General features: G+C 70.1%; 17 protein-coding genes and 1 pseudogene. 8 read left to right on the top strand and 10 right to left on the bottom strand.

The window, feature by feature from the left end; translation table 11 throughout:
- Positions 1-11: 11 nt before the first annotated feature.
- From B3S45_RS13020 to B3S45_RS12990, 7 genes and pseudogenes are all read right to left on the bottom strand, one after another.
- Positions 12-1,472 carry a DUF1593 domain-containing protein gene (locus B3S45_RS13020; protein WP_286721110.1) on the bottom strand — a complete coding sequence of 487 codons (1,461 nt, stop codon included), beginning with the start codon at positions 1,470-1,472 and terminating at the stop codon, positions 12-14.
- On the bottom strand, positions 1,469-2,518 hold the full coding sequence (locus B3S45_RS13015) for a nucleoside hydrolase (RefSeq protein WP_286721109.1): 1,050 nt from the start codon (positions 2,516-2,518) through the stop codon (positions 1,469-1,471). Before B3S45_RS13015 ends, B3S45_RS13020 begins: the two co-directional genes overlap by 4 nt.
- Positions 2,496-3,404: a beta-galactosidase trimerization domain-containing protein gene (locus B3S45_RS13010; protein WP_286721167.1), complete on the bottom strand. Its 909-nt coding sequence runs from the start codon at positions 3,402-3,404 to the stop codon at positions 2,496-2,498. The genes B3S45_RS13015 and B3S45_RS13010 overlap by 23 nt, the downstream gene beginning before the upstream one ends.
- Before the next feature lie 138 nt (positions 3,405-3,542).
- Positions 3,543-4,554: pseudogene (locus tag B3S45_RS13005) on the bottom strand (beta-galactosidase); the annotation flags it as partial.
- 107 nt (positions 4,555-4,661) lie between these two features.
- Complete coding sequence (locus tag B3S45_RS13000; protein WP_286721108.1) at positions 4,662-5,675, bottom strand: LacI family DNA-binding transcriptional regulator; 1,014 nt, start codon at positions 5,673-5,675, stop codon at positions 4,662-4,664.
- A complete protein-coding gene (locus B3S45_RS12995) occupies positions 5,672-6,685 on the bottom strand; it encodes a LacI family DNA-binding transcriptional regulator (protein WP_286721106.1) in 1,014 nt (337 codons plus the stop codon). Before B3S45_RS12995 ends, B3S45_RS13000 begins: the two co-directional genes overlap by 4 nt.
- Positions 6,686-6,727: 42 nt before the next feature.
- Entirely contained in the window at positions 6,728-7,558 is an 831-nt protein-coding gene (locus B3S45_RS12990) for an NAD-dependent epimerase/dehydratase family protein (protein WP_286721105.1), read from the bottom strand.
- Positions 7,559-7,665: 107 nt separating this feature from the next.
- Between B3S45_RS12990 and B3S45_RS12985 the strand changes: the two genes are divergently transcribed.
- On the top strand, positions 7,666-8,640 hold the full coding sequence (locus tag B3S45_RS12985; protein WP_286721103.1) for a sugar-binding transcriptional regulator: 975 nt from the start codon (positions 7,666-7,668) through the stop codon (positions 8,638-8,640).
- Positions 8,641-8,642: 2 nt separating this feature from the next.
- On the opposite strand, the gene B3S45_RS12980 is transcribed toward B3S45_RS12985, so the two are convergent.
- The 3 genes from B3S45_RS12980 to B3S45_RS12970 form a co-directional block, all read right to left on the bottom strand.
- Positions 8,643-9,548, bottom strand: coding sequence for a carbohydrate ABC transporter permease (locus tag B3S45_RS12980; RefSeq protein WP_286721102.1), 906 nt, complete (start codon positions 9,546-9,548; stop codon positions 8,643-8,645).
- A 1-nt stretch (position 9,549) separates the two neighbouring features.
- A complete protein-coding gene (locus B3S45_RS12975) occupies positions 9,550-10,431 on the bottom strand; it encodes a carbohydrate ABC transporter permease (RefSeq protein WP_286721100.1) in 882 nt (293 codons plus the stop codon).
- A gap of 64 nt (positions 10,432-10,495) precedes the next feature.
- Complete coding sequence (locus B3S45_RS12970) at positions 10,496-10,969, bottom strand: hypothetical protein (protein ID WP_286721098.1); 474 nt, start codon at positions 10,967-10,969, stop codon at positions 10,496-10,498.
- Here B3S45_RS12970 and B3S45_RS12965 point away from each other — a divergent pair.
- The 7 genes from B3S45_RS12965 to B3S45_RS12935 all read left to right on the top strand — a co-directional run bounded on the left by B3S45_RS12965 (position 10,947) and on the right by B3S45_RS12935 (position 20,813).
- Positions 10,947-11,777: a RuBisCO large subunit C-terminal-like domain-containing protein gene (locus B3S45_RS12965; protein ID WP_237673308.1), complete on the top strand. Its 831-nt coding sequence runs from the start codon at positions 10,947-10,949 to the stop codon at positions 11,775-11,777. The two genes, B3S45_RS12970 and B3S45_RS12965, sit on opposite strands and share 23 nt — an antisense overlap.
- Positions 11,770-13,062 (top strand): four-carbon acid sugar kinase family protein, encoded by a 1,293-nt coding sequence (locus B3S45_RS12960; RefSeq protein ID WP_286721095.1) that lies wholly within the window; start codon positions 11,770-11,772, stop codon positions 13,060-13,062. Before B3S45_RS12965 ends, B3S45_RS12960 begins: the two co-directional genes overlap by 8 nt.
- Entirely contained in the window at positions 13,059-15,884 is a 2,826-nt protein-coding gene (locus B3S45_RS12955; protein ID WP_286721093.1) for an FAD-binding and (Fe-S)-binding domain-containing protein, read from the top strand. Before B3S45_RS12960 ends, B3S45_RS12955 begins: the two co-directional genes overlap by 4 nt.
- A gap of 398 nt (positions 15,885-16,282) precedes the next feature.
- A complete protein-coding gene (locus B3S45_RS12950; RefSeq protein ID WP_071045019.1) occupies positions 16,283-16,666 on the top strand; it encodes an L-rhamnose mutarotase in 384 nt (127 codons plus the stop codon).
- A complete protein-coding gene (rhaI, locus tag B3S45_RS12945; RefSeq protein ID WP_286721091.1) occupies positions 16,663-17,829 on the top strand; it encodes an L-rhamnose isomerase in 1,167 nt (388 codons plus the stop codon). The genes B3S45_RS12950 and rhaI overlap by 4 nt, the downstream gene beginning before the upstream one ends.
- A gap of 4 nt (positions 17,830-17,833) precedes the next feature.
- Entirely contained in the window at positions 17,834-18,721 is an 888-nt protein-coding gene (locus B3S45_RS12940; protein WP_071045021.1) for an alpha/beta hydrolase fold domain-containing protein, read from the top strand.
- A 55-nt stretch (positions 18,722-18,776) separates the two neighbouring features.
- Complete coding sequence (locus B3S45_RS12935) at positions 18,777-20,813, top strand: bifunctional aldolase/short-chain dehydrogenase (protein WP_286721089.1); 2,037 nt, start codon at positions 18,777-18,779, stop codon at positions 20,811-20,813.
- The last annotated feature ends 57 nt before the right edge of the window (positions 20,814-20,870 follow it).

The following is a 20,870-nucleotide window of genomic DNA, read 5'->3' as shown; positions in this document are numbered from 1 at the left end:
GAGGTGCGCAGTCAGCGGACGGTGAGGATGACGCGCTGCCAGCTCGCGAGGGGGTGGGTCGGATGCCGGTCGCGGGCCTCGGCGATCACGTGCACCGTGGTGCCGGGCTCGGCATCGGCCGGAATGAGCATGTGCGCGCGTGCCTCGCCCTCGGGTGAATCCACGGCCTCGAGCTCGGCGCCCCGGCACGTGCCGGCGTCGTCGAAGATCCACCAGCGCACGTCGACGCGGTCTCCGTCGGGGTCGAGCGCTCGGGCGACGAGCGCGACGCTCTCCCCCGGCGCGACACTCCGGTCGGCGTCGCCGTCGAGCTCGAGGCGCGGGTGGTGGTTGGCGGCGGCGACATCCGGCGTGATCGACCAGCGCAGGCGTGCGGCGAAGTCCGCCTGCGCGTCGGCGAACCATCGCGTGACCGAGTGCTCGTCGGCCTCATCGCCACCTCCGAAGATGCGCGCGTCGACCGTTGCCCACGTGTCGGGTCCGATGTCGGTGCGCTCCGCCCGCCCGCCCCACCCGCCGTAGGAGGGGTGCTCCCCCGCCCGCAGTCCCGGCACGAGCAGGTTCAGCATCGTGGTCGTGTCGCCCTCGGAGATCCACTCCCCGGCGGGCTGCGGCGGCATCCACACCCGGTAGCCGTCGGCGCGGAGTTCCTCGGCCGAGCGCCCCGAGAGGTGGAAGTAGTCGGTCGGGTCGCCGGGCACCATCTGGCGTCCGTCGCCCCACACCCGGTAGAGCGCGCCGAGCGTGCCGGCGCTCGTGACGTTCTCGCGCATCCATTCCGCCGCCAGCAGGGGGCGGTCCTCGTCGCGGATGGTCTCGCGGATCAGGTATCCCCACGCCATCGCAGCGGCCTCGGTCACGCGGATGTCGGGCCAGACGGGGAGGATGTAGTCGTCGTAGGTGGCATCCTGCGATGCGAACTTCGTGACGATCGCGCGGCGGGAGACGGATGCGCGCACTTGCGGCCACGCGGGGGTCTCGGCGTACCGCTCCTCGATCGAGCGGAGTGCGCGGGCGAGCGTGGCCGGCCCCGCCCAGAGCTGGATGTGCACCGGGCGCGGGTCGTCGTCGAGCAGCGCATCGGCGATCAGGTCGGACCCGGGGGTGTCCGACGACATGTCGCCCTCGAAGTCGACGTTGCCGAACCGGATGAGTCCCCGGAGCACGTCGGGCGACGGGTATCGGTCGTCGTGGACGGCGAGATTCGGGTACGCCTCGGCGTAGGCCTCGACGGCGTCATGGATGAATCGCTCGCCGGGCGCCCACCGCCACGAGGTCTGCGGAGAGTCGTACTCGCGGTCGGGGAGGAAGAAGGTCGTGCCCGCACCGTCGCCGCGCCAGTGGAAGCGGCTGCTCGCGTAGACGAGTCCCTGCAGGTCGACCTCGTTCGTGTACAGCAGCAGGCGCAGGAGGGAATTGAGGTCATCGAGCTCGGGATCGGCGGTGACGATCGTGCGCACCCGACCGCTCATGCGGCGTCCTGCGCGGCTCCGCGCCATTCGGCGAACTCGGCGAGCTTGAGGAACATGTCCTCGAACATCAGGCGCGTGTCGACGTGCGTGTACACCCGCATCGGCCGCGCGCCGGCGATCGGCACATATGAGCCGCTGTCATCGAGAGCCGGAGTCGGCCTGTTGACGTACCGGCTCGATGACGGATCGGGTTCGAACAGGGACTGCAGCGCGGTGAGCAGCACGAGGGGCGAGTCGCCGAGGGCGTAGGTCTCGGATGCCCCACCGAGGAACGATCCCGCCATCTCGACGATCGCCGCGATCTCGTCATAGAGATATCGCCCGAGCGGGCCCGCCGTGGCCACTCGTCGCCGCAGCTCCGCGTCGGAGACGAGGCACTGCCGGTAGACGTCGCGCGGAACCTGCCAGATCGGAATCGCGGAGTGACCGAACACGACCTGACCGGCGACGACGTCGATGAGGAGGTTGTACTCGGTCTCCATCGCGTTCGGCGGCGGCACGGCGAGTCCCTCGTGCTCCTCTCCGCCGATCCAGATGAGGGTCATGCGCTGCGCGATCGCCGGCTCGGTCAGCAGCGCCGATGCGAGGTCGGTGAGGCCGCCGCCGGCGACGTAATACAGGGGCGAGGCGACGTCGCGCATCGCCTCCGCGATGATCGCGTCGACAGCCGCCGACGGTCGAGGGGTGGCGGTGTCGGCGAGCGCCTCGTTCGATCCGCGGTGGATCACGTCGGTCGAGAGGAGCCCCATGCGTCCGAACACGTCGCGCACGATCGTCTCGGCGTTCTCGGCCGCCCGACCGGAGGGGTCGAACGGGTCGCCGTCGCGCAGGCGTGACGCGACGACGGCGCGGATGTCGACACCGGGCGAGAGGAGATGATGCACGAGCTGGTACAGATCGTCCGGGTCGCCGGAGAAGTCGTTGTCGATGATCACCCGTGCGTGCGGACCCGCGGCCGGCGGCAGCGCCTGCCACGGCGCCTCGCCCAGTCGCCAGGTCGGCGCGGCGGGCGGCGTGATCCGATCAGCGGCGGGAATGCAGGTCATCGTCGGCCTCTCGTCGTGCGTCAACGCCTCCGACAGTACCACCGGTTGACCGGTTACTCAGATCCGCGCCCGATCCCTCATCTCGCCAGACCCTCACATCCCACGGGTGGAGAGACACCGTCACCCCCGCGGGGAGGCTCGCCTCATCGATCACCGACGACACGGCGCGCACCGGGGTCACCGCGACGACCTCGGGAGACCAGTTGTGAACGACCCACACCCGGCCGTGCGGAGTGGTGAGAGAGTGCGCGGTGACTTCGCGCGGCGTCTGGTCGAGAAGAGAATCGATCGGCGATCGACCGGCCGCAGCGGCGATCACGCGACGCATGGTGTCGCGGTCGAGGATCGTGCCGACGACGGTGACGGAACCGTTGCCGACGCGACTCCGGGTGACGGCCGGCCAGCGGCCGAAGTGCGGATGCCGATAGCGCGCGATCACCTCGGCATGATCGGAGATGAGGGCATCCATCCATCCGAGCGCCTCCCCTTCGACGCCGTCCATCTCGACTGACACCGGCTCGGCGAGCGCGGAGAACTCCTGGTAGTGCACACCGGCGAGCGCGCCGAGAACGGCGGGCGCACGCTCGAAGCGCACCCTCCCCTCGTCATCCCCGAAGCCGGTGCGGGGCCCGATGATGAGGTTCCCGCCGAGTTCGGCGTAGTCGGCCAAGGTGCGCAGAGTGCAATCCGCCGCCGCGACGAGCCCCGGCACGATGACCGTCGGATAGCGCGCGAGGAGCTCGCGTGCGTCGGGCAGGCATCGCTCGTTGAGGAAGCCCACCTGGCGACCGGCGTCGAGCGCGCCACGGCCGAAGGCGCTCACGATCCGCGCGTACGATCCGCGGTCGCCTCCCTCCGCCGCGGGCAGGGGCGGCTCGAAGGCCATCATCCATTCGCTGTCGTGCGCGTACACGAGACCGACATCGGCATCCGGAACCGCCTCCGCCAGCGCATCGGATGCCTTCGCGAACGACGCTCCGATCGCGGCGACCTCGCCGTAGATCCGTCCCGGCTCGAGATCGTGACCGAGGATGCCACCCCAGTGCACCTCGTGACCGGAGTGCAGCGTGTGCCAGTGCCAGTACGACACCAGCCGCGCGCCGCGGGCCACCAGCAGCCACGCCGCCTGCGCGAGCTGCCCGTCGTAGGGCGGCCGCGTCATCCAGGCGGGTCCGATCGAGGCGGCCCCGGTCTCGGTCACGAGATACGGCGCATCCTTCGTCGCGCGCATCCGGTCGGCCATGAGCACGACGTCGGCGACCGCGTTCGCGGCCCACCCGCCGCCATCACCGTCGGCCCGCGCGTCGAGGGCGTCCTGCGCGAGGTAGTAGGCGTTGCCGCTGGCGATGTCGAGGTGGCGCCCGACCGCGACGTCGTCCATCGCCGGACGACCGTAGGCGATGCAGGTGGTCAGGAAGACCTCTTCGCCGACCAGTTCGCGGGCCAGGTCCGCCTGCCATGCGATGTACTCCGCCGTCACCTCGGCCTGGAAGCGACGCCAAGCGAGGTCGTAGGCGGGGGTCGTGTTCCCTGACGGATCCCACAGCTCGTCCCACCGGCCGATCCGATGCGACCAGTAGGTGAGCCCCCACCGGCGATTGAGCGTCTCGACATCGCCGTAGCGATCCTCGAGCTGCCGCCGGAAGCGCGCGAGGAGATGGTCGTTGTGGATGAGGTGCAGTCCTGCCTCGTTGTCCAGCTGCACCCCGATGACCGCCGGATGCTCCCCGTAGCGCCCGAGTACCGCACGGATGACCCGCTCCGCGTAGAACCGGAAGACCGGCGAGGAGTAGTCGACCTCCTGACGTCCACCCGCGCCTGCCGTCCGTCCGGACGACCGCGAGTTCGGGATGCCGCCGGCTCAGCCAGGGCGGCACCGCGTAGGTGGGCGTCCCCAGGATCACGCGGATGCCGCTGCCATGAGCCTCGTCGAGCACGGGTGCGAGCCAGTCGAGGTCGAATTCGCCGTCGCGCGGTTCCCACGTGGACCACACCGACTCGCCGACGCGGATCAACCCGATGCCGGCCTCGACCATCAGGCGCATGTCCTCGCGCAGTCGAGAGGGGTCCGGCAGGTACTCGTTGTAGTAGGCGGCGCCGAGCAGCGGCCCATGGGCGAAGGCGTGCAGGCGGTCGGCGGTCGTCATCGGCGGGTGGAGTCGCGCACGACGAGTTCGGGACGGAAGCGGATGGAGCGCTCGTGGGTGCCGTCGGGCTCGCGGATCTCCTGCATCAGCAGGTCCACAGCCGACTGGCCGATCCTCGTCGCCGGCTGCCTGATCGAACTGAGCGGCACGACGGTCGCCGACGCGAAGTCGATGTCGTCGTATCCGATCAGCGCGATGTCGTCCGGCACCGGGATGTCTGCGATCAGGGCGAAGGCCTGCAGGAGGCCGACGGCGAGCAGATCGTTGGCGGCGAACACCGCGTCGGGGCGATCGCCGCGATCTCGTGCGATGAGCCGCTGCCCGGCGGCGCGGCCATGGAGCACGGTCAAGGCCGGTTCTTCGATGACCTCCAGGCGGGCATCGGGAACGTCGGCGACCGCCCGTCGCGCGCCCGCCAGGCGATCCCGCACCTGCCGGATGCCCGGGGAGCCTCCGACGAAGGCGATCCGTCGACGGCCGAGCGAGAGCAGGTGCGCGACCGCGAGGTATCCGCCCTCGACGTCGTCGACCGACACGGAGGGAAGGTGGGAGTCCGCAGCCTCGTGATCCACGAGCACGACCGGGATGCCGGCGTCGCGGAGTCGCACCAGCCCCTCCAGATCGTCATCGGCCGGGGTGACGAGCACTCCGCTGACGCGCTGTTGGAGGAACAGGTCGAGGTAGGCAGCTTCGCGCGCCGTCGCCTCGTCGCTGTTTCCCAGCAGCACCACCAGTCCGGCATCGGCGGCGCGCGCCTCGGCTCCGCGCGCGACGTCGGCGAAGAACGGGTTGGCCGCATCGAGCACGATCAGGCCGATGCTGCGGCTGCTTCCCGCGCGCAGCTGGCGGGCAGCGTCGTTCCTCACGAATCCGAGGCTGCGGATCGCGGCCTGTACGCGTTGGACGGTGGCATCGGCGACCTTCTCCGGCCGGTTCAGGACGTTCGAGACGGTACCCACGGAGACACCCGCCGCCTGCGCCACCTCTTTGATGCTGACACCCCGGCTCATGCCACTCCCCCGCCGCCCGTACTGGCACGGACGATGAGCTCCGGCGCGAAGACCCGGTGCGGCTCGGCGGGCTGTCGTCCCGAGATCGTGTCGAAGAGCACATCGACGACGGCCTCACCGAAGCCCGCGTGACGCGTGCTGACGCTCGTCAGGGGGATGACGGATGCCGCCGCGAACTCCGTGTCGTCGAAACCGACGACGGCGATCTCGTCGGGAACCGTGATCCCCGCCGCGACGAGGGCTTGGAGGACACCGAGGGCGAGGAGATCGTTCGCACCGAAGACCGCGTCCGGGCGCGCCTGTGGGGCACGGGCGACGAGCGCCTCGCCGACCGTGCGCCCGACGGCGAGCGTGCGCTCGGCCACCTCGATGACCTCCCACGCCACACCGTGCGCCCGAGCCGCCGCCGATCCTCCCGCGAGGCGCTCCTCGACCTGTACCACGCTGAGCGGGCCGCCGACGAAGGCGATGCGACCGCGTCCGCGATCGACGAGGTGCTCGACCGCGAGACGACCACCGGCGACGTCGTCGACGGAGACGGAAGGCTGCGGCGCATCCATCGCCCGCTGCCCGACGATGACCGACGCGGTGCCGCGCTCGCGGACGGCCGCGAGCCGCGCGTCGAGGGACTCGTGCGACGCGGCGATGATGCCGCGCACCTGATGCTGCTCGAAGAGCCGAAGATAGGCATCCTCCCGCTCGCGGCTGCGGTGCGAGTTCGCGATGAGCACCGACAGTCCGCGCTCATCCGCCCGACGCTCGATCGACTCGGCGATCTCGGCGAAGTGGGGGTTGCTCACGTCGGGCACCAGATAGCCGAGGAGGGTGCTGACCCCCATTCGCAGCTGCCGTCCGGCGCTGCTGGGCACGAAGCCCAGCGTGTCGATCGCCTCCCGTATCCGCCGGGACTTCGCCTCGGATACGCGCTCGGGGTGGTTGAGAAAGTTCGAGACGGTGCCGATGGCCACCTCGGCCACCGACGCGACCTCGCGGATTCCGGGTCTGGACATTCGCTCCCCTCCGCCAGGCGGACGTGCCACGACAGTAGTCGATCAGCGCCAGTCGAACTGCGCGGCGAACCCCAGGCGGTCACGGATCTTGCGCGTGGACATGAGCGACTCGAACTCGCCGAGGTCCTCGGCGATCGGCGTTCCCGGGAACCATGACGCGGCCAGCTCCCGCGAAGGCGTGGCGCACCCGGAGGTCTCGGCCGCCACATTGTAGACCTCGAATCCCGGCGGCGCGTCGGCGAGAGCGAGGGAGACCGCCGCCGCGCCGTCGCGCGCATCCACCCAGGACCCCAGCAGGTCGCGACGATAGAGCGGATCTGCCGCGCGCGCGAAGGTCTCGTACTCGTCCTCGGCGACGACATTGGTGAATCGCAGTGCCGTGATCGACGTTCCCTGGGCCCACCCGACCAGTTGTGCGGCGATCGCCTCTTCCGCGACCTTCCCGAGTCCGTAGGTGTTGTTCGCGCGACTCACCGCCTCGTCCACCGGCAGCGCCTCCGGCGCGACATCGAACGGGAACCCCATCGCGGTGATGCTGGACGCGGTGACGATCGCGCGGATACCGGCCCGGTGCGCGGCGAAGAGCACGTGGAAGGTGACGGCCATGTTGTTGTCGAAGGTCGCCGCGTCCGGAACGAGTCCGTTGACCGGCAGGGCAGCCAGGTGCACGATCGCGTCGAGACCGTCGTGTCGTGCCGTGACCCCGAGGAAGGCGTCCAGCGTCTGCCCGTAGTCGGTGAAGTCGACGCGCGTGAACCCCGGCCCCGGCGCACCCCCGAGATCGAAGCCGATCACCTCGTGTCCTTCGTCACGCAGTCGCGCGACGGTCGCACGCCCGAGCTTGCCGTTGCTTCCGGTCACTCCCACGATCATCCGGCGCCTCCTCGTCGAGTTGAAACGTCACAAGTCTATCGGCCGTCTCGCCACGATGGACAGTGCATTCAGGCGCGAATAGAATTGCACCTCGACGGAGGTACAGGATGCCCACTCGCTACGGTCAGCCGATGGACGCGCAGCTGCGCCAGCTGACGAAGGTCGCCGTCATGTACCACGAGCGCGGAATCCGCCAAGCCGAGATCGCCGAGAACCTCGGCCTGTCGCAGGCCAAGGTATCGCGACTGCTCAAGCGCGCGGAGAACCTCGGCATCGTGCGCACGATCGTCACGATCGCTCCCGGCCTGCACACCGAGCTCGAGGAGCGCGTCGAGAGCCGTTTCGGCTTGAGCGAAGCCGTCGTCGTCGACCTCAACGGAGACGGCGAGGACGCCGACGTGCTCGGCGCCATCGGCAGTGCGGCCGCAGCCTACCTCGAGGGGGCCTTCTCAGGGGCGGAACGCGTCGGCATCTCCTCGTGGAGCCAGACGCTCCTCGCAACCGCGGATCGCATGCGCCCGACGGGCACGCCCGCCGCATCCGAGATCGTCCAGCTCCTCGGCGGGATCGGTTCACCCGAGGTGCAGACGAAGTCGCAGCGCCTCGCCGGCGACTTCGCGCGCATGCTCGGGGGACTGCCCTATTACGTACAGGCGCCGGGGATCGTGGCGGACCGGTCGACGCGAGACAGCCTGCTCGGCGATCCCGGGCTGGCCGGGGTCACCGAGCGGTGGCGCCATCTCACCGCCGCCGTGGTCGGGATCGGCAACGTCTTGCCGTCGGACCTCCTCGAGGAGAGCGGGAACGCCTTCTCCCGCCCCGACCTCGATGCGCTCCTGGCCGACGGCGCCGTCGGAGACATCTGTCACCGCGTCTTCCGCGAGGACGGCTCGGCCGTCACGGGCGAGGTCGACGACCGCACGATCTCCATCGCCACCGCCGACTTCCTGCGCATCCCTCGACGCATCGGCGTCGCCGGAGGCCCTCGCAAGCTGCAGCCGATCCGGGGCGCGCTCGCGGGCGGCTGGGTGACGACTCTCATCACCGATGAGAACACCGCCCGCGCCCTCTTGGACGAGTGAGCTCAGCCCTTCACCGATCCCGCGGCGAGGCCCGCCATGATCTTCTTGTTGAGGAAGATGAACACGATCAGCAGCACGATGATGTTGATGCTGATCGCGGCGAAGAGCGGGCCGTAGGCGGTCGATCCGAACTCGTCCGACAGGCTCAGCAGGCCGACCTGGATCGTCGCCAGTTCGGGTCGCGTCGTGAAGGTCAGGGCGATCAGCAGGTCGTTGAAGACGCTGAAGAACTGCACGAGCGCGATGGTGAGCATGGCGTTCTTCATCAGCGGCATCGCGATCACGAAGAACGAGCGCAGCGGGCTGCATCCGTCCATCGTCGCGGCCTCGAAGATCTCCCGCGGGAGCGACCGGAAGTACGCCGCCATGAGGAACGTGGTCAGGGGGATGCCCATGGCCGTGTAGGTGAGGATCATCGGCCACAGCGTGTCGGTGATCCCGATGCGGAAGTACACGGTGAACAGCGGCACGAGGATCATCTGGCCGGGGACCATGATTCCGGCCATCACCAGCAGGAGCGTCGTCCGCCGCCCCTTCCAGATCATGATCTCGAGCGCGTAGCCGGCTGCAACCCCGAGGAAGACGATCAGCGCGACGGACGGCAGCGTCACGAGCAGGCTGTTGCGGTAGTTCAGCGCCACGTCACCACGCGTGAACGCGTAGACGTAGTTGTCGAGATTGAACTGCTCCGGCAGCGCCCACGTCGGGTTGGCGAAGAACTCCGTCTGCGTCTTGAACGACCCCATGATCATCCAGAACTGCGGGTAGAGGACCACGACGAGCACGAAGGCCACGAGGAGCCAGATCGGCAGGCGCCGCAGCGCGCGACGGGCCGATCGCTGGACGGGCTGGCGGGGCGTCTTGCGCGAGAAGGGCCGCGCCTGGGTGATGACCTGGGTCTGAGTCATGTCAGTCCTCCACACGCTTGCTCGAGGACCGGAAGACGGCGAGCGTGAACATCAGGCAGAGCAGGGTGAGGATCACGGCGATCGTGCTGCCGTATCCGTACTCCGCGTATTCGAAGGCGGTGCGGTACATGTACAGCGTCAGCGGCGAGGTGGTGGTTCCGGGGCCGCCGTTGTTGAGGGCCAGCAGGCTGTCGAAGACCTTGAGCGTGGAGTTCAGGCTGAAGATGATCGACGAGAGCAGGATCGGCAGCGACAACGGGATGATGATGTGTCGCACCAGGCGAAACCCGTTCGCACCGTCGATGCGCGCCGATTCGATCACCTCGTCGGGAATGTCGAGCAGCCCCGTGTACAGCAGGACCGCGTAGAACCCCATCGAGCTCCACAGGGTCATGAGGAAGGCGATGAACATCGTGCCGGCGGTCGAGGCGAGGAACTCGACGCTCTCTCCGCCGAAGAAGTTGATCAGGTCGTTGACCGGCCCCTGATTCTGCCCGACAGCGAAGAAGCTGCGGAACAGGAGAGCAACCGCGACGGTGGGCAGCACCATCGGGAAGAAGACCGCGGTACGGACGAATGCCGACCCCTTGCGGAGCACGAAGACGTAGAGCAGGGCGAGGAGGTATCCGACAGCGACCTGCAGGGCCGTCATCACGACCGCGAAGCTGACGGTGACCCACACCGACTGCAGCGCGGGCGGGTCGTTGAAGAAGGTGACGAAGTTCTCGAAGCCGACGAACTCGAAGCCCCGCAGCGTGTTGCCCTGGAAGAGCGACAGACCGAGCGACCACGCCACCGGCACGACCTTCAGCAGGACGTATACCGCCAGCGTGGGAAGGAGGAGGATCAAGATCGCTTTCTTGTCCCCGAATACGCGCGACATCGCGTGTCCTCTCCACAACGGAGAACGTCCGGCCCCACCCGCGGCGGGGCCGGACGTTCTGGAATCAACGGCTGGAGTCGACGCTCGCCTGGAGCTGCGACATGTACTCCTCGGCGCTCATGTCGCCGTTTGTCAACAGTGACACGTTCGTCGAGGCGAGCGAGTTCGATTCGCTGTCGAGCAGCGCTTCGAACCACAGCACGGTCTCGTCGATGCTCGCCATCCGCTCCTGGATGTCTGCGGTCGTCTCCGGCACGCCGGTGACCTCTTCGTTGACTTGGAAGCCGGACAGGATGCCCGCTTCGCCGAGCGCCTGCGCGCCGTAGTTCTCCGCGATGCACGAGAACCACGCCTCGGTGTCGGGTCCGTAGGTCTTGGGGTTGATCGCCATCGCCGCACCGGCGTTCGCGGGGTACTGGTCGATGTCGCCGGCGCCTCCCTCGACGGCCGGGAACGGCATGAAGCCGATGTTCTCGGCACCGACGAGGTTCTCATCGCTGTTGATGTTGCTGCTGATGTCCCGCCCCGACGGCGCCATGATCGGCACGATCGTCAAGCCCAGCATCGGGCTCTCCCCGGCCGACCTCGCCGACCTCGTGGGCGATCTCGCCGCGGCCGGCGTCGACTTCATCAAGGATGACGAGCTGCAGGGCAACGGCCCCCAGGCCCCGCTGCGGGAGCGGGTCGCGGCGGTGATGCCGGTGCTCGAACGCCACGCCGATCGCACCGGCGTCAAGCCGATGTACGCGTTCAACATCACCGACGACATCGACCGGCTCGAAGCCAACCACGATCTCGTGCTCGCCGCCGGCGGCACCTGCATCATGGTGTGCGTGAACCTCGTCGGTCTGCCCGGCCTCGAATACATCCGCCGCCGCTCGCAGCTGCCCATCCACGGGCACCGCGCCATGTTCGGGTCGATCAGCCGATCCGAACAGCTGGGCATCGGCTTCCGCGCGTGGCAGAAGATCGCACGCCTCTCGGGCGCGGACCACCTGCACACCAACGGCATCTCCAACAAGTTCTACGAGACCGACGCGCAGGTGCTCGATGCGATCGCCGCCGTCCGGGAGCCCCTCCTCGGCCTCGAATCCACCGTGCCCGTGCTCTCCTCGGGGCAGTGGGGCGGCCTCGCGCACGCCACCTATGCCGAGACGGGGACCACCGATCTGCTCGTGCTCGCCGGCGGCGGCATCCACGGGCACCCCGACGGCGCGCGCGCCGGCGTGGCGAGCATGCGCGAGGCGTGGGCGTCGGCGGCAGCGGGCGAGAGCGTCGAGACGGCCCTCGAGCGCTCCGCCGCCTTGCGCCGCGCGACGGAGGCGTTCGGGGCCGCTCGTGTCTGAGGCTGCCGGCGCCGCGCCGCGCGCCGGGTTCTACGGCGACGACTTCACCGGCAGCGTCGACGCCCTCCTCCAGTTCGCGCGCGCCGGCTGGAGCGGACGGCTGTTCGTCGGCCTTCCCGACGACGACGCGCTGCGTGAGGCGGCCGCGACCGTCGACGTGGTGGGCATCGCCGGAATCGCCCGGTCTCTGCCGCGCGAGGCGCTCGACGCCGAAGTGCGCCCGGCGCTGACGGCCCTTGCGGCGCTGCATCCGCCTCTCGTGCAGTACAAGGCCTGCTCGACCGCCGACTCCTCCCCCGACGTCGGAAGCATCGGACGCGTGATCGAGATCGCCCGCGATGTCGTCGGCGAAGGCCCCGTCCCGCTGCTGTTCGCCCAGCCGGACTTCGGACGCTACACCGTCTTCGGGCACCACTTCGCGGCCGAAGACGGCGTCGTGCATCGCCTCGACCGGCAGCCGACGATGTCGACGCACCCGTCCACGCCCATGACCGAATCCGATCTCGCCCGCCACCTGTCGCGACAGACGACCCTCCCGATCGACGGGATCCCGTTCACCCGCTACACCTCGTCGGCGGCGGTGATGGCCGCCCTCGTGGACTCCCCCGCCGCGGCGACGGTGCTCGACGCCGCCGACGCCGCCCACCTCGCCCTCGTCGGCCGCGCCATCGCGGCGCTCGAGACGCCGGTGTTCGCCGTCGGGTCAGGCGGGCTGAGTCTCGCCGTCGCCACGGCACGCCCGGGTCGGGAGTCGCCGCCGCCGGCCGCCACCCCGGCACGCGGGCCGGTGCTCGCCGTCTCGGGCAGCTGGTCGACCCAGACCCGTCGCCAGATGGATGCCGCCGCCGACGCCGGCTGGCTCGTCGAGACCCTGCCGCTGGATGCCGCCGACCGCGACGCCGCGATCGCGCGCACGATCACCGCGCTCGGCGCCGGACGCAGCGTCGCCTTCCGGTCCGACCACCTCCGCCTCGACGACGCCGACCCGCTGCACGCGCTCGCCCGTGCCGGCGCCCACATCGTGGCGGCTGTGCTCGACGCGGGCGCCGCGTCTCGGGTGATCGTGTGCGGTGGCGACACCTCCAGTCGCATCACGACGCTGCTGGGCGTGCGGTCGCTGTCGATCGCGGCGAACCCGGTCGGCAACATCGTGCTGCTGCGCGCCCACGCCGACGAACCCGCCGTCGACGGCGTGGAACTCCTGCTGAAGGGAGGCCAGGTCGGCGGCGTCGACCTCTTCGACGAGGTGCGCCGGCTGGGCGAGTCCGAGGCCGGCAGTCGATGACGGCCGCAACCTCCGCCGACACCGGCCTCTCCCGCCTCGCCGCGGAACTCGACGATCCCGCACGCCTCAGCACGCGAGCCATCGACCGCGTCGCCCAGGCGAGCGACGCATCCCACTATCTGCTCACCCCGGAGGCGGTGGTGACCGCGGCGGACGCGACCGAGGTCGCTCGGCTGCTGCGAACCGCGTCGACGCTGCGCCGCCCCGTCACCTTCCGATCGGGCGGCACGAGCCTGTCGGGACAGAGCGCCGGTGACGGACTGCTCGTCGACGTGCGCCGCGGATTCCGCCGCATCGACGTGCTCGACGACGGCCGGCGCGTGCGCGTGCAGCCGGGCGCCACCGTGCGTCAGGTCAACGCCCGCCTCGCGCGCCACGGATACCGGCTCGGTCCCGATCCCGCCAGCGAGGCCGCCTGCACGATCGGCGGGGTCGTCAACAACAACTCCAGCGGCATGGCCTGCGGCACGACCGAGAACACCTACCGCACCCTCGAGTCGATGGTGTTCGTGCTCCCCTCGGGCACACGGGTCGATTCGGGCGCACCCGACGCCGACGAGGCGCTGCAGCGCGCCGAACCCGGCCTCGTCGACGGGCTGCTGCGGCTGAGGCGACGAGTCGCCGAGAACCCCGCGACGGTGGAGCTCATCCGCCGCCAGTTCGCGATGAAGAACACCATCGGCTACGGCGTCAACGCCTTCCTCGACCACGATCGCCCCGCCGACCTGCTCGCGCACCTCGTGATCGGCAGCGAGGGCACCCTCGCGTTCGTCGCGGAGGCCACCTTCCGCACGGTGCCGATCCGGCCTCACACCGCCACCGCCCTCGCCGTCTTCGACGACCTCGACGCCGCGACCCGCGCCCTCCCGGCTCTCGTGGACACCGGCGCCGCCACCGTCGAGTTGATGGATGCGACCTCGCTGCGCGTCGGTCAGGCTCTCGCCGACGCGCCACCGCAGATCGTCGGGTTCGACGTGCACCGCCACGCCGCCCTGCTCGTGGAGTACCAGGCGTTCGAGGCCGACGCCCTCGCCCGCCTCGTCGCAGTCGGCGACCGCGCGCTCGGCGCCGAGCCGCTGCGCGCACCGGCGCCTCTTTCGACCGACGCGGCCATCCGGGCCCGCGCCTGGAAGCTCCGCAAGGGCCTCTACGCGTCGGTCGCCGGCGCTCGCGCAAGCGGCACGACGGCACTCCTCGAAGACGTCGTCGTCCCCGTCCCCACCCTCGCCGAGACGTGCGCTTCACTGCAGGAGCTGTTCTCCCGCTACGCCTATCGCGACAGCGTGATCTTCGGACACGCGAAGGACGGCAACATCCACTTCATGCTCACCGACCGGTTCGAGACCGACGAGCAGCTCGACCGCCTCACCGGGTTCACCGACGACATGGTCGACCTGGTGCTGGCCGCCGGCGGCAACCTCAAGGCCGAACACGGCACCGGACGCGCGATGGCCCCGTACGTGCGACGGCAGTACGGCGACGAGCTCTACGACGTCATGCGCGAGCTCAAGCGCCTGTGCGATCCGGCCGGCATCCTCAACCCCGGCGTGATCATCGACGACGACCCCGACGCCCACGTGCGCCATATCAAGCTCACGCCGTCGATCGAGGCCGAGGCCGACCGGTGCGTCGAGTGCGGCTACTGCGAGCCGGTGTGCCCGTCGAAGGACCTCACGCTCACGCCGCGCCAGCGCATCGTCACGCGCCGCGCGATGGAGCGGGCGAGGGCATCCGGCGATCACGACCTGCGCCGCGAGCTGGAACGCGACTACGCCTACGAGGGCCTGCAGACGTGTGCCGCCGACGGCATGTGCGCGAGGGCGTGCCCCGTGCTCATCGACACCGGCTCCCTCGTCAAGCGCCTTCGCACCGAGAACCGCAGCCGGATTCTCGAGACCGGATGGACCGCCGCCGCGCGCAGCTGGGGAGCGGTCACGCGCGTGGGCTCCGGCGCGCTGACGCTGGCCGACGCCGCACCCGCCGGTGCGGTGACGGCGGTGACGGATGCCGCGCGCGCCGTCGCCGGATCCGACACGGTGCCGCGCTACTCGGCCGAGCTTCCCGCGGGCGGCCGCGCGCGGCGGATACTCGGGCGCCACGTCGGAGCGGCCGGCGCCGAGCCGGTCGCGGTGTACCTGCCGGCGTGCGTGGGCAGCATGTTCGGCGCCGAGGGCGGCGGTGCGGGTGCGAGCGCCGCGTTCACCGCATTGCTCACCCGCGCGGGGATCGCCGCGACCGTTCCCGACGGCATCGAGGCGCTGTGCTGCAGCACGCCATGGACGTCGAAGGGATTCCCGCGCGGGCGCGACGTGATGCAGAGGCGGGTCGTCGACGCCGTGCGCACCGCCGTTGCGGCCGGACTGCCGATCGTCAGCGACGCGTCCAGCTGCACCGAGGGCTTCGCGCACCTGCTCACGGGCGCCGGCCTCGACGCCACGGTGGAGGATGCGGTCGCCTTCGTCGACCGCGAGGTGCTGCCGCGCCTGCCTGCGGCGTCGCACGTCGCGTCACGCCTGGTGCTGCATCCGACCTGCTCTTCCACCCAGATGGGACTGAACGACGCACTCGGTCGGATCGCCGAGCGCGTGGCCGACGAGGTCGTCACCCCGGACGCGTGGGGATGCTGTGCGTTCGCCGGCGACCGCGGCATGCTGCATCCCGAACTGACCGCATCGGCCACCGCCGCCGAGGCGGCCGAGGTCGCCGCCCTGGCCGGCGACGCCCACGCCTCCTGCAACCGCACGTGCGAGCTCGGCATGACCCGCGCCACCGGCGTCGGCTACCGCCACATCCTGGAGCTCCTCGAAGAGGCCACCCGCTGAGCCGCAGCGCTTCCACCACCGCCGCCCCGCCCAGCTCCCACCCTCCGCAGCATGTCCCACTTTCTGTCCTCAAGAGTGGCCATACCAACCGAAAGTGGGACATGATGCCGCCCCGCAGCATCCGCCTCCGCAGCATGTCCCACTTTCTGTCCTCAACAGCCGCCATGGCGTCAACAAGTGGGACATGCCGCGGGAGAGGCATCCATCGCCCGCCTCTCGGCATCCACTTGCCCACCTGCCCTCCGCCATGTCCCACTTTCTGCCCCTAAGAGCCGCCATACCGACCAAAAGTGGGACATGCCTCCGCCCCGCAACGCCTACCCTCCGGCGGACTTGCGCATCACGCGGCACTGGCTTATCGTTGAATCGATTCACCGACGCCTGAGGAGCGCTACTCGATGACGAGCCACACCCCGACGCGGGTCTGCTTCGAACTGCAGATCAAGCCCGAGCTCCTCGACGAGTACATCGCCCGCCACACCCCGGTCTGGCCCGAGATGCTCGCCGAGATCGCCGCCGCCGGGCGCCGCAACTACTCCCTCTTCCTCGCCGAGGGCGGCCGCCTCGTGGGCTACTACGAGACCGACGACGACGACGCGGCGCAGGCCTACCTCGCCGGCAGCGAAGTCGCCGCGCGATGGGAGGCCGAGATGTCCCGGTTCTTCGTCGACCTCGCCGGTCGCCCCGACCAGGCCGCCACGCCCCTCACCGAGATCTTCAACCTGCACGACCAGCTCGCTGCCACCGGCACGGCTCCGACCGAAGAAGGCACCGCATCATGACGACGCTGTCCGACGACATCCTCACCCAGCTCGAAGGCCAGGGCATCGAGCTGCCCAGCTGGGCATTCGGCAACTCCGGCACGCGCTTCCGCGTGTGGACCACCGAAGGGACCCCGCGCGACCCGCGCGAGAAGATCGCCGACGCCGCGCAGGTCAACAAGCACACCGCGCTGGCGCCGTCGGTGGCCCTCCACATCCCGTGGGACACCGTCGACGACTACGCCGAGCTGCGCTCCTACGCCGAAGACCTGGGTGTCACACTCGGCACGGTCAACTCCAACACGTTCCAGGACGAGGACTACAAGTTCGGCGCCCTCACCCACCACGACGACCGCATCCGCCAGAAGGCCATCGACCACCACCTCGAGTGCATCGACATCATGGATGCGACCGGGTCGCGTGACCTCAAGATCTGGCTCGCCGAGGGCTCGAACTACCCCGGCCAGATGGACATGCGCGCCCGGCAGGACCGCCTGAACGACTCGCTGCAGAAGATCTACGCGCGCCTCGGCGACGACCAGCGCCTGGTGCTGGAGTACAAGTTCTTCGAGCCGTCGTTCTACCACACGGACGTTCCGGACTGGGGGACCTCCTACGCCCAGGTCGCCACGCTCGGCGACAAGGCGATGGTGTGCCTCGACACCGGCCATCACGCGCCCGGCACCAACATCGAGTTCATCGTCATGCAGCTGCTGCGCCTCGGCAAGCTCGGCTCGTTCGACTTCAACTCCCGCTTCTATGCCGACGACGACCTGATCGTGGGCGCGGCCGACCCGTTCCAGCTGTTCCGCATCCTGTTCGAGGTCATCCGCGGCGGGGGGCTGAACAACCCCGACGTGGCCTTCATGCTCGACCAGTGCCACAACATCGAGGACAAGATCCCCGGCCAGATCCGTTCGGTTCTCAACGTGCAGGAGATGACCGCGCGGGCACTCCTCGTCGACCGGGAGGCCCTCGACGCCGCCCAGGCTGCCAACGATGTGCTCGCCGCCAACGCTGTATTCATGGACGCGTTCTACACGGATGTGCGCCCGGCGCTCGCGCAGTGGCGCGAGTCGCGGGGACTGCCGGCCGACCCGATGGCCGCCTATGCCGCCTCGGGGTATCAGCAGAAGATCGTCGCCGAGCGCGTCGGCGGCACGCAGGCCGGCTGGGGCGCCTGATCCGATGACCACCGTCGCCGACCGCGTGCTCGACGGGCCCCACGGCCCGCTGCGCGTGCGCACCTACGTCCCCGCCGCACCGGCAGCCGCCGGCCTGGTGTGGGCGCACGGCGGTGGGTTCGCCCACGGCGACCTCGACATGCCCGAGGCCGACGGGGTCGCGCGCGCGTTCGCCGAGCTCGGCATCGCGGTCGTGTCGGTGGACTATCGGCTGGCGCCGCCGTTCCGGTACCCGGTCGCGCGCGAGGAGGTCGCCTTCGCGTACGCGTGGGCGGCCGCATCCGATCTGACGACCGGCCCGTGGGCGCTCGGCGGCGCGAGCGCGGGCGCGAATCTCGCCACCGGGGCCACCCTCAAGACCCTGCACGCCGGCGGCGAGACACCCCCGCTCCTTGTGCTCGCCTATCCGACGCTGCACCCCGTGCAACCCGCGCCCGACGACGCGTTGCGCGCAGCTCTCGACGCCGAGCCCGACGCCGACAGATTCGGACCCGACGTCGTGAGCGCGATGTACGAGAACTACCTCGGCGCACCGGTGTCGACCGCCGATGTCTACGCCGCGCCCGGCCTGGCGTCGGCAGCGGAGCTCGCCGGCTTCCCGCCCACGATCATGATCAACGACGAGGTCGACGAACTGCGCGTCTCGGGCGAGGCGTTCGCCCAGACCCTGCGAGCCGCCCGCGTCGACGTCGCCTGCTCCACCGAGCCGGGCACCCAGCACGGGCACCTCAACCGCCCGGAAGAGGGAGCCGCGCAACCGTCGATCGAGCGCTTCGCCGCGCGCATCCTGGCCCTTGCCTCGCACGATCCCGATCCCGATCCCCGCCCCACCCGCACGACTCCCACGACCAGCGCTCCGCAGTCGCTTTCTGCGGATGCGACGACCCCGTAACCCGCACTTCACGACTGCGGAACCGCAGCCGAACGATCCCTACGAAGGAAACGTCATGACGAATCCCGCCGCGGCCGACCTGATCGCCCGTTCCAACCGCTTGGGCGCCGACCCGAAGAACACGAACTACGCCGGGGGGAACACCTCGGCAAAGGGCACCGAGATCGACCCGGTCACCGGTGAGCCGGTCGAGCTGCTGTGGGTGAAGGGGTCCGGCGGCGACCTCGGCACGCTGCAGGAGAAGGGTCTCGCGGTGCTGCGCCTGGACCGCATGCGCTCGCTCGTGAACGTCTACCCCGGCCTCGAGCGCGAGGATGAGATGGTCGCGGCCTTCGACCACTGCCTGTTCGGCAAGGGCGGCGCTGCTCCCTCGATCGACACGGCGATGCACGGCCTGGTCGACGCCGCCCACGTCGACCACCTGCACCCGGATTCGGGCATCGCGATCGCCACCGCCGCCGACGGCGAGCAGCTGACGGCGACCATCTTCGGCGACAAGGTCGTGTGGGTACCGTGGCGTCGCCCCGGCTTCCAGCTGGGGCTGGACATCGCGGAGATCAAGGCGAAGAACCCGCAGGCGGTCGGCTGCATCCTCGGCGGCCACGGCATCACCGCGTGGGGCGACACCTCCGAGGAGTCCGAGAAGAACTCGCTGTGGATCATCGACACCGCCGCGGCCTACATCGCCGAGCACGGTGCGGATGCGCCCTTCGGCGCCGAGCGCGCCGGCTTCGGCGCCCTGCCCGAGGCCGAGCGACGCGCGAAGGCCGCCGCGCTGGCTCCGACCATCCGCGGCATCGCCTCGCACGACAAGCCGATGGTCGGGCATTTCACCGACGCCGACGTCGTGCTGGAGTTCCTCGCGTCCGAGAAGGCACCCGCCCTCGCCGAGCTCGGCACGAGCTGCCCCGACCACTTCCTGCGCACCAAGGTCAAGCCGATGATCCTCGACCTGCCTGCCGACGCATCCGTCGACGATGCCATCGCGCGCCTGGGCGAGCTGCACGAGGCGTACCGCGCCGACTACACCGCCTACTACGAGGCCCACGCCGACGCCGAGTCCCCCGCGATCCGCGGCGCCGACCCGCTCATCGTGCTCGTCCCGGGCGTCGGGATGTTCTCGTTCGGCGCGAACAAGCAGACCGCGCGCGTCGCGGGCGAGTTCTACATCAACGCCATCAACGTGATGCGTGGCGCCGAGGCCCTGTCGACCTACTCCCCGATCTCGGATGCGGAGAAGTTCCGCATCGAGTACTGGGCCCTCGAAGAGGCCAAGCTGCAGCGCATGCCGAAGCCCAAGAGCCACCAGGGCCGCGTCGCGTTCGTCACCGGCGCCGCATCCGGCATCGGCAAGGCCATCGCGACCCGTCTGGCTGCCGAGGGCGCGTGCGTGATCGTCGCGGATCTCGACCTCGAGAAGGCGCAGGCCGCCGCCGCGGAGCTCGGCAGCACCGACGTCGCGATCGGCGTGGCCGCCAACGTCGCCGAGGCCGACGCGATCCAGGCCGCGTTCGACGAGGCGGTGCTCGCCTTCGGCGGCGTCGACCTCGTGGTCAACAACGCCGGACTGTCGCTGTCGAAGCCGCTGCTGGAGACCACCGAGAAGGACTGGGACCTGCAGCACGATGTCATGGCCAAGGGCTCCTTCCTGGTGTCGAAGGCCGCGGCGCGCATCCTCATCGCCCAGAAGCTCGGCGGCGACATCATCTACATCTCGTCGAAGAACTCCGTGTTCGCCGGCCCGAACAACATCGCCTACTCCGCGACCAAGGCCGACCAGGCGCACCAGGTGCGACTTCTCGCGGTCGAGCTCGGCGAGCACGGCGTGCGCGTGAACGGGATCAACCCCGACGGCGTCGTCCGCGGATCGGGCATCTTCGCCTCCGGGTGGGGCGCGAACCGTGCCGCCACCTACGGCGTCGCCGAAGAGGACCTCGGCCAGTTCTACGCCAACCGCACGATCCTCAAGCGCGAGGTCGTGCCCGAGAACGTCGCCGACGCGGTCTACGTGCTCACCGGGCCCGAGCTCTCCCGCACGACGGGCCTGCACATCCCGGTCGACTCCGGCGTCGCCGCCGCGTTCCTGCGATGACCGTCCGCGTCGACCCCGGCGCGTTTCGTCTCGCTCCGCTCGCTCAACGACCGAGAC

The sequence above is a fragment of the Microbacterium sp. UBA1612 genome, from assembly GCF_002321605.1.
In the GTDB taxonomy this organism is placed as follows: Bacteria; Actinomycetota; Actinomycetes; order Actinomycetales; family Microbacteriaceae; genus Microbacterium; species Microbacterium luteum.
This window is presented reverse-complemented; position numbering and strand designations above follow the sequence as displayed.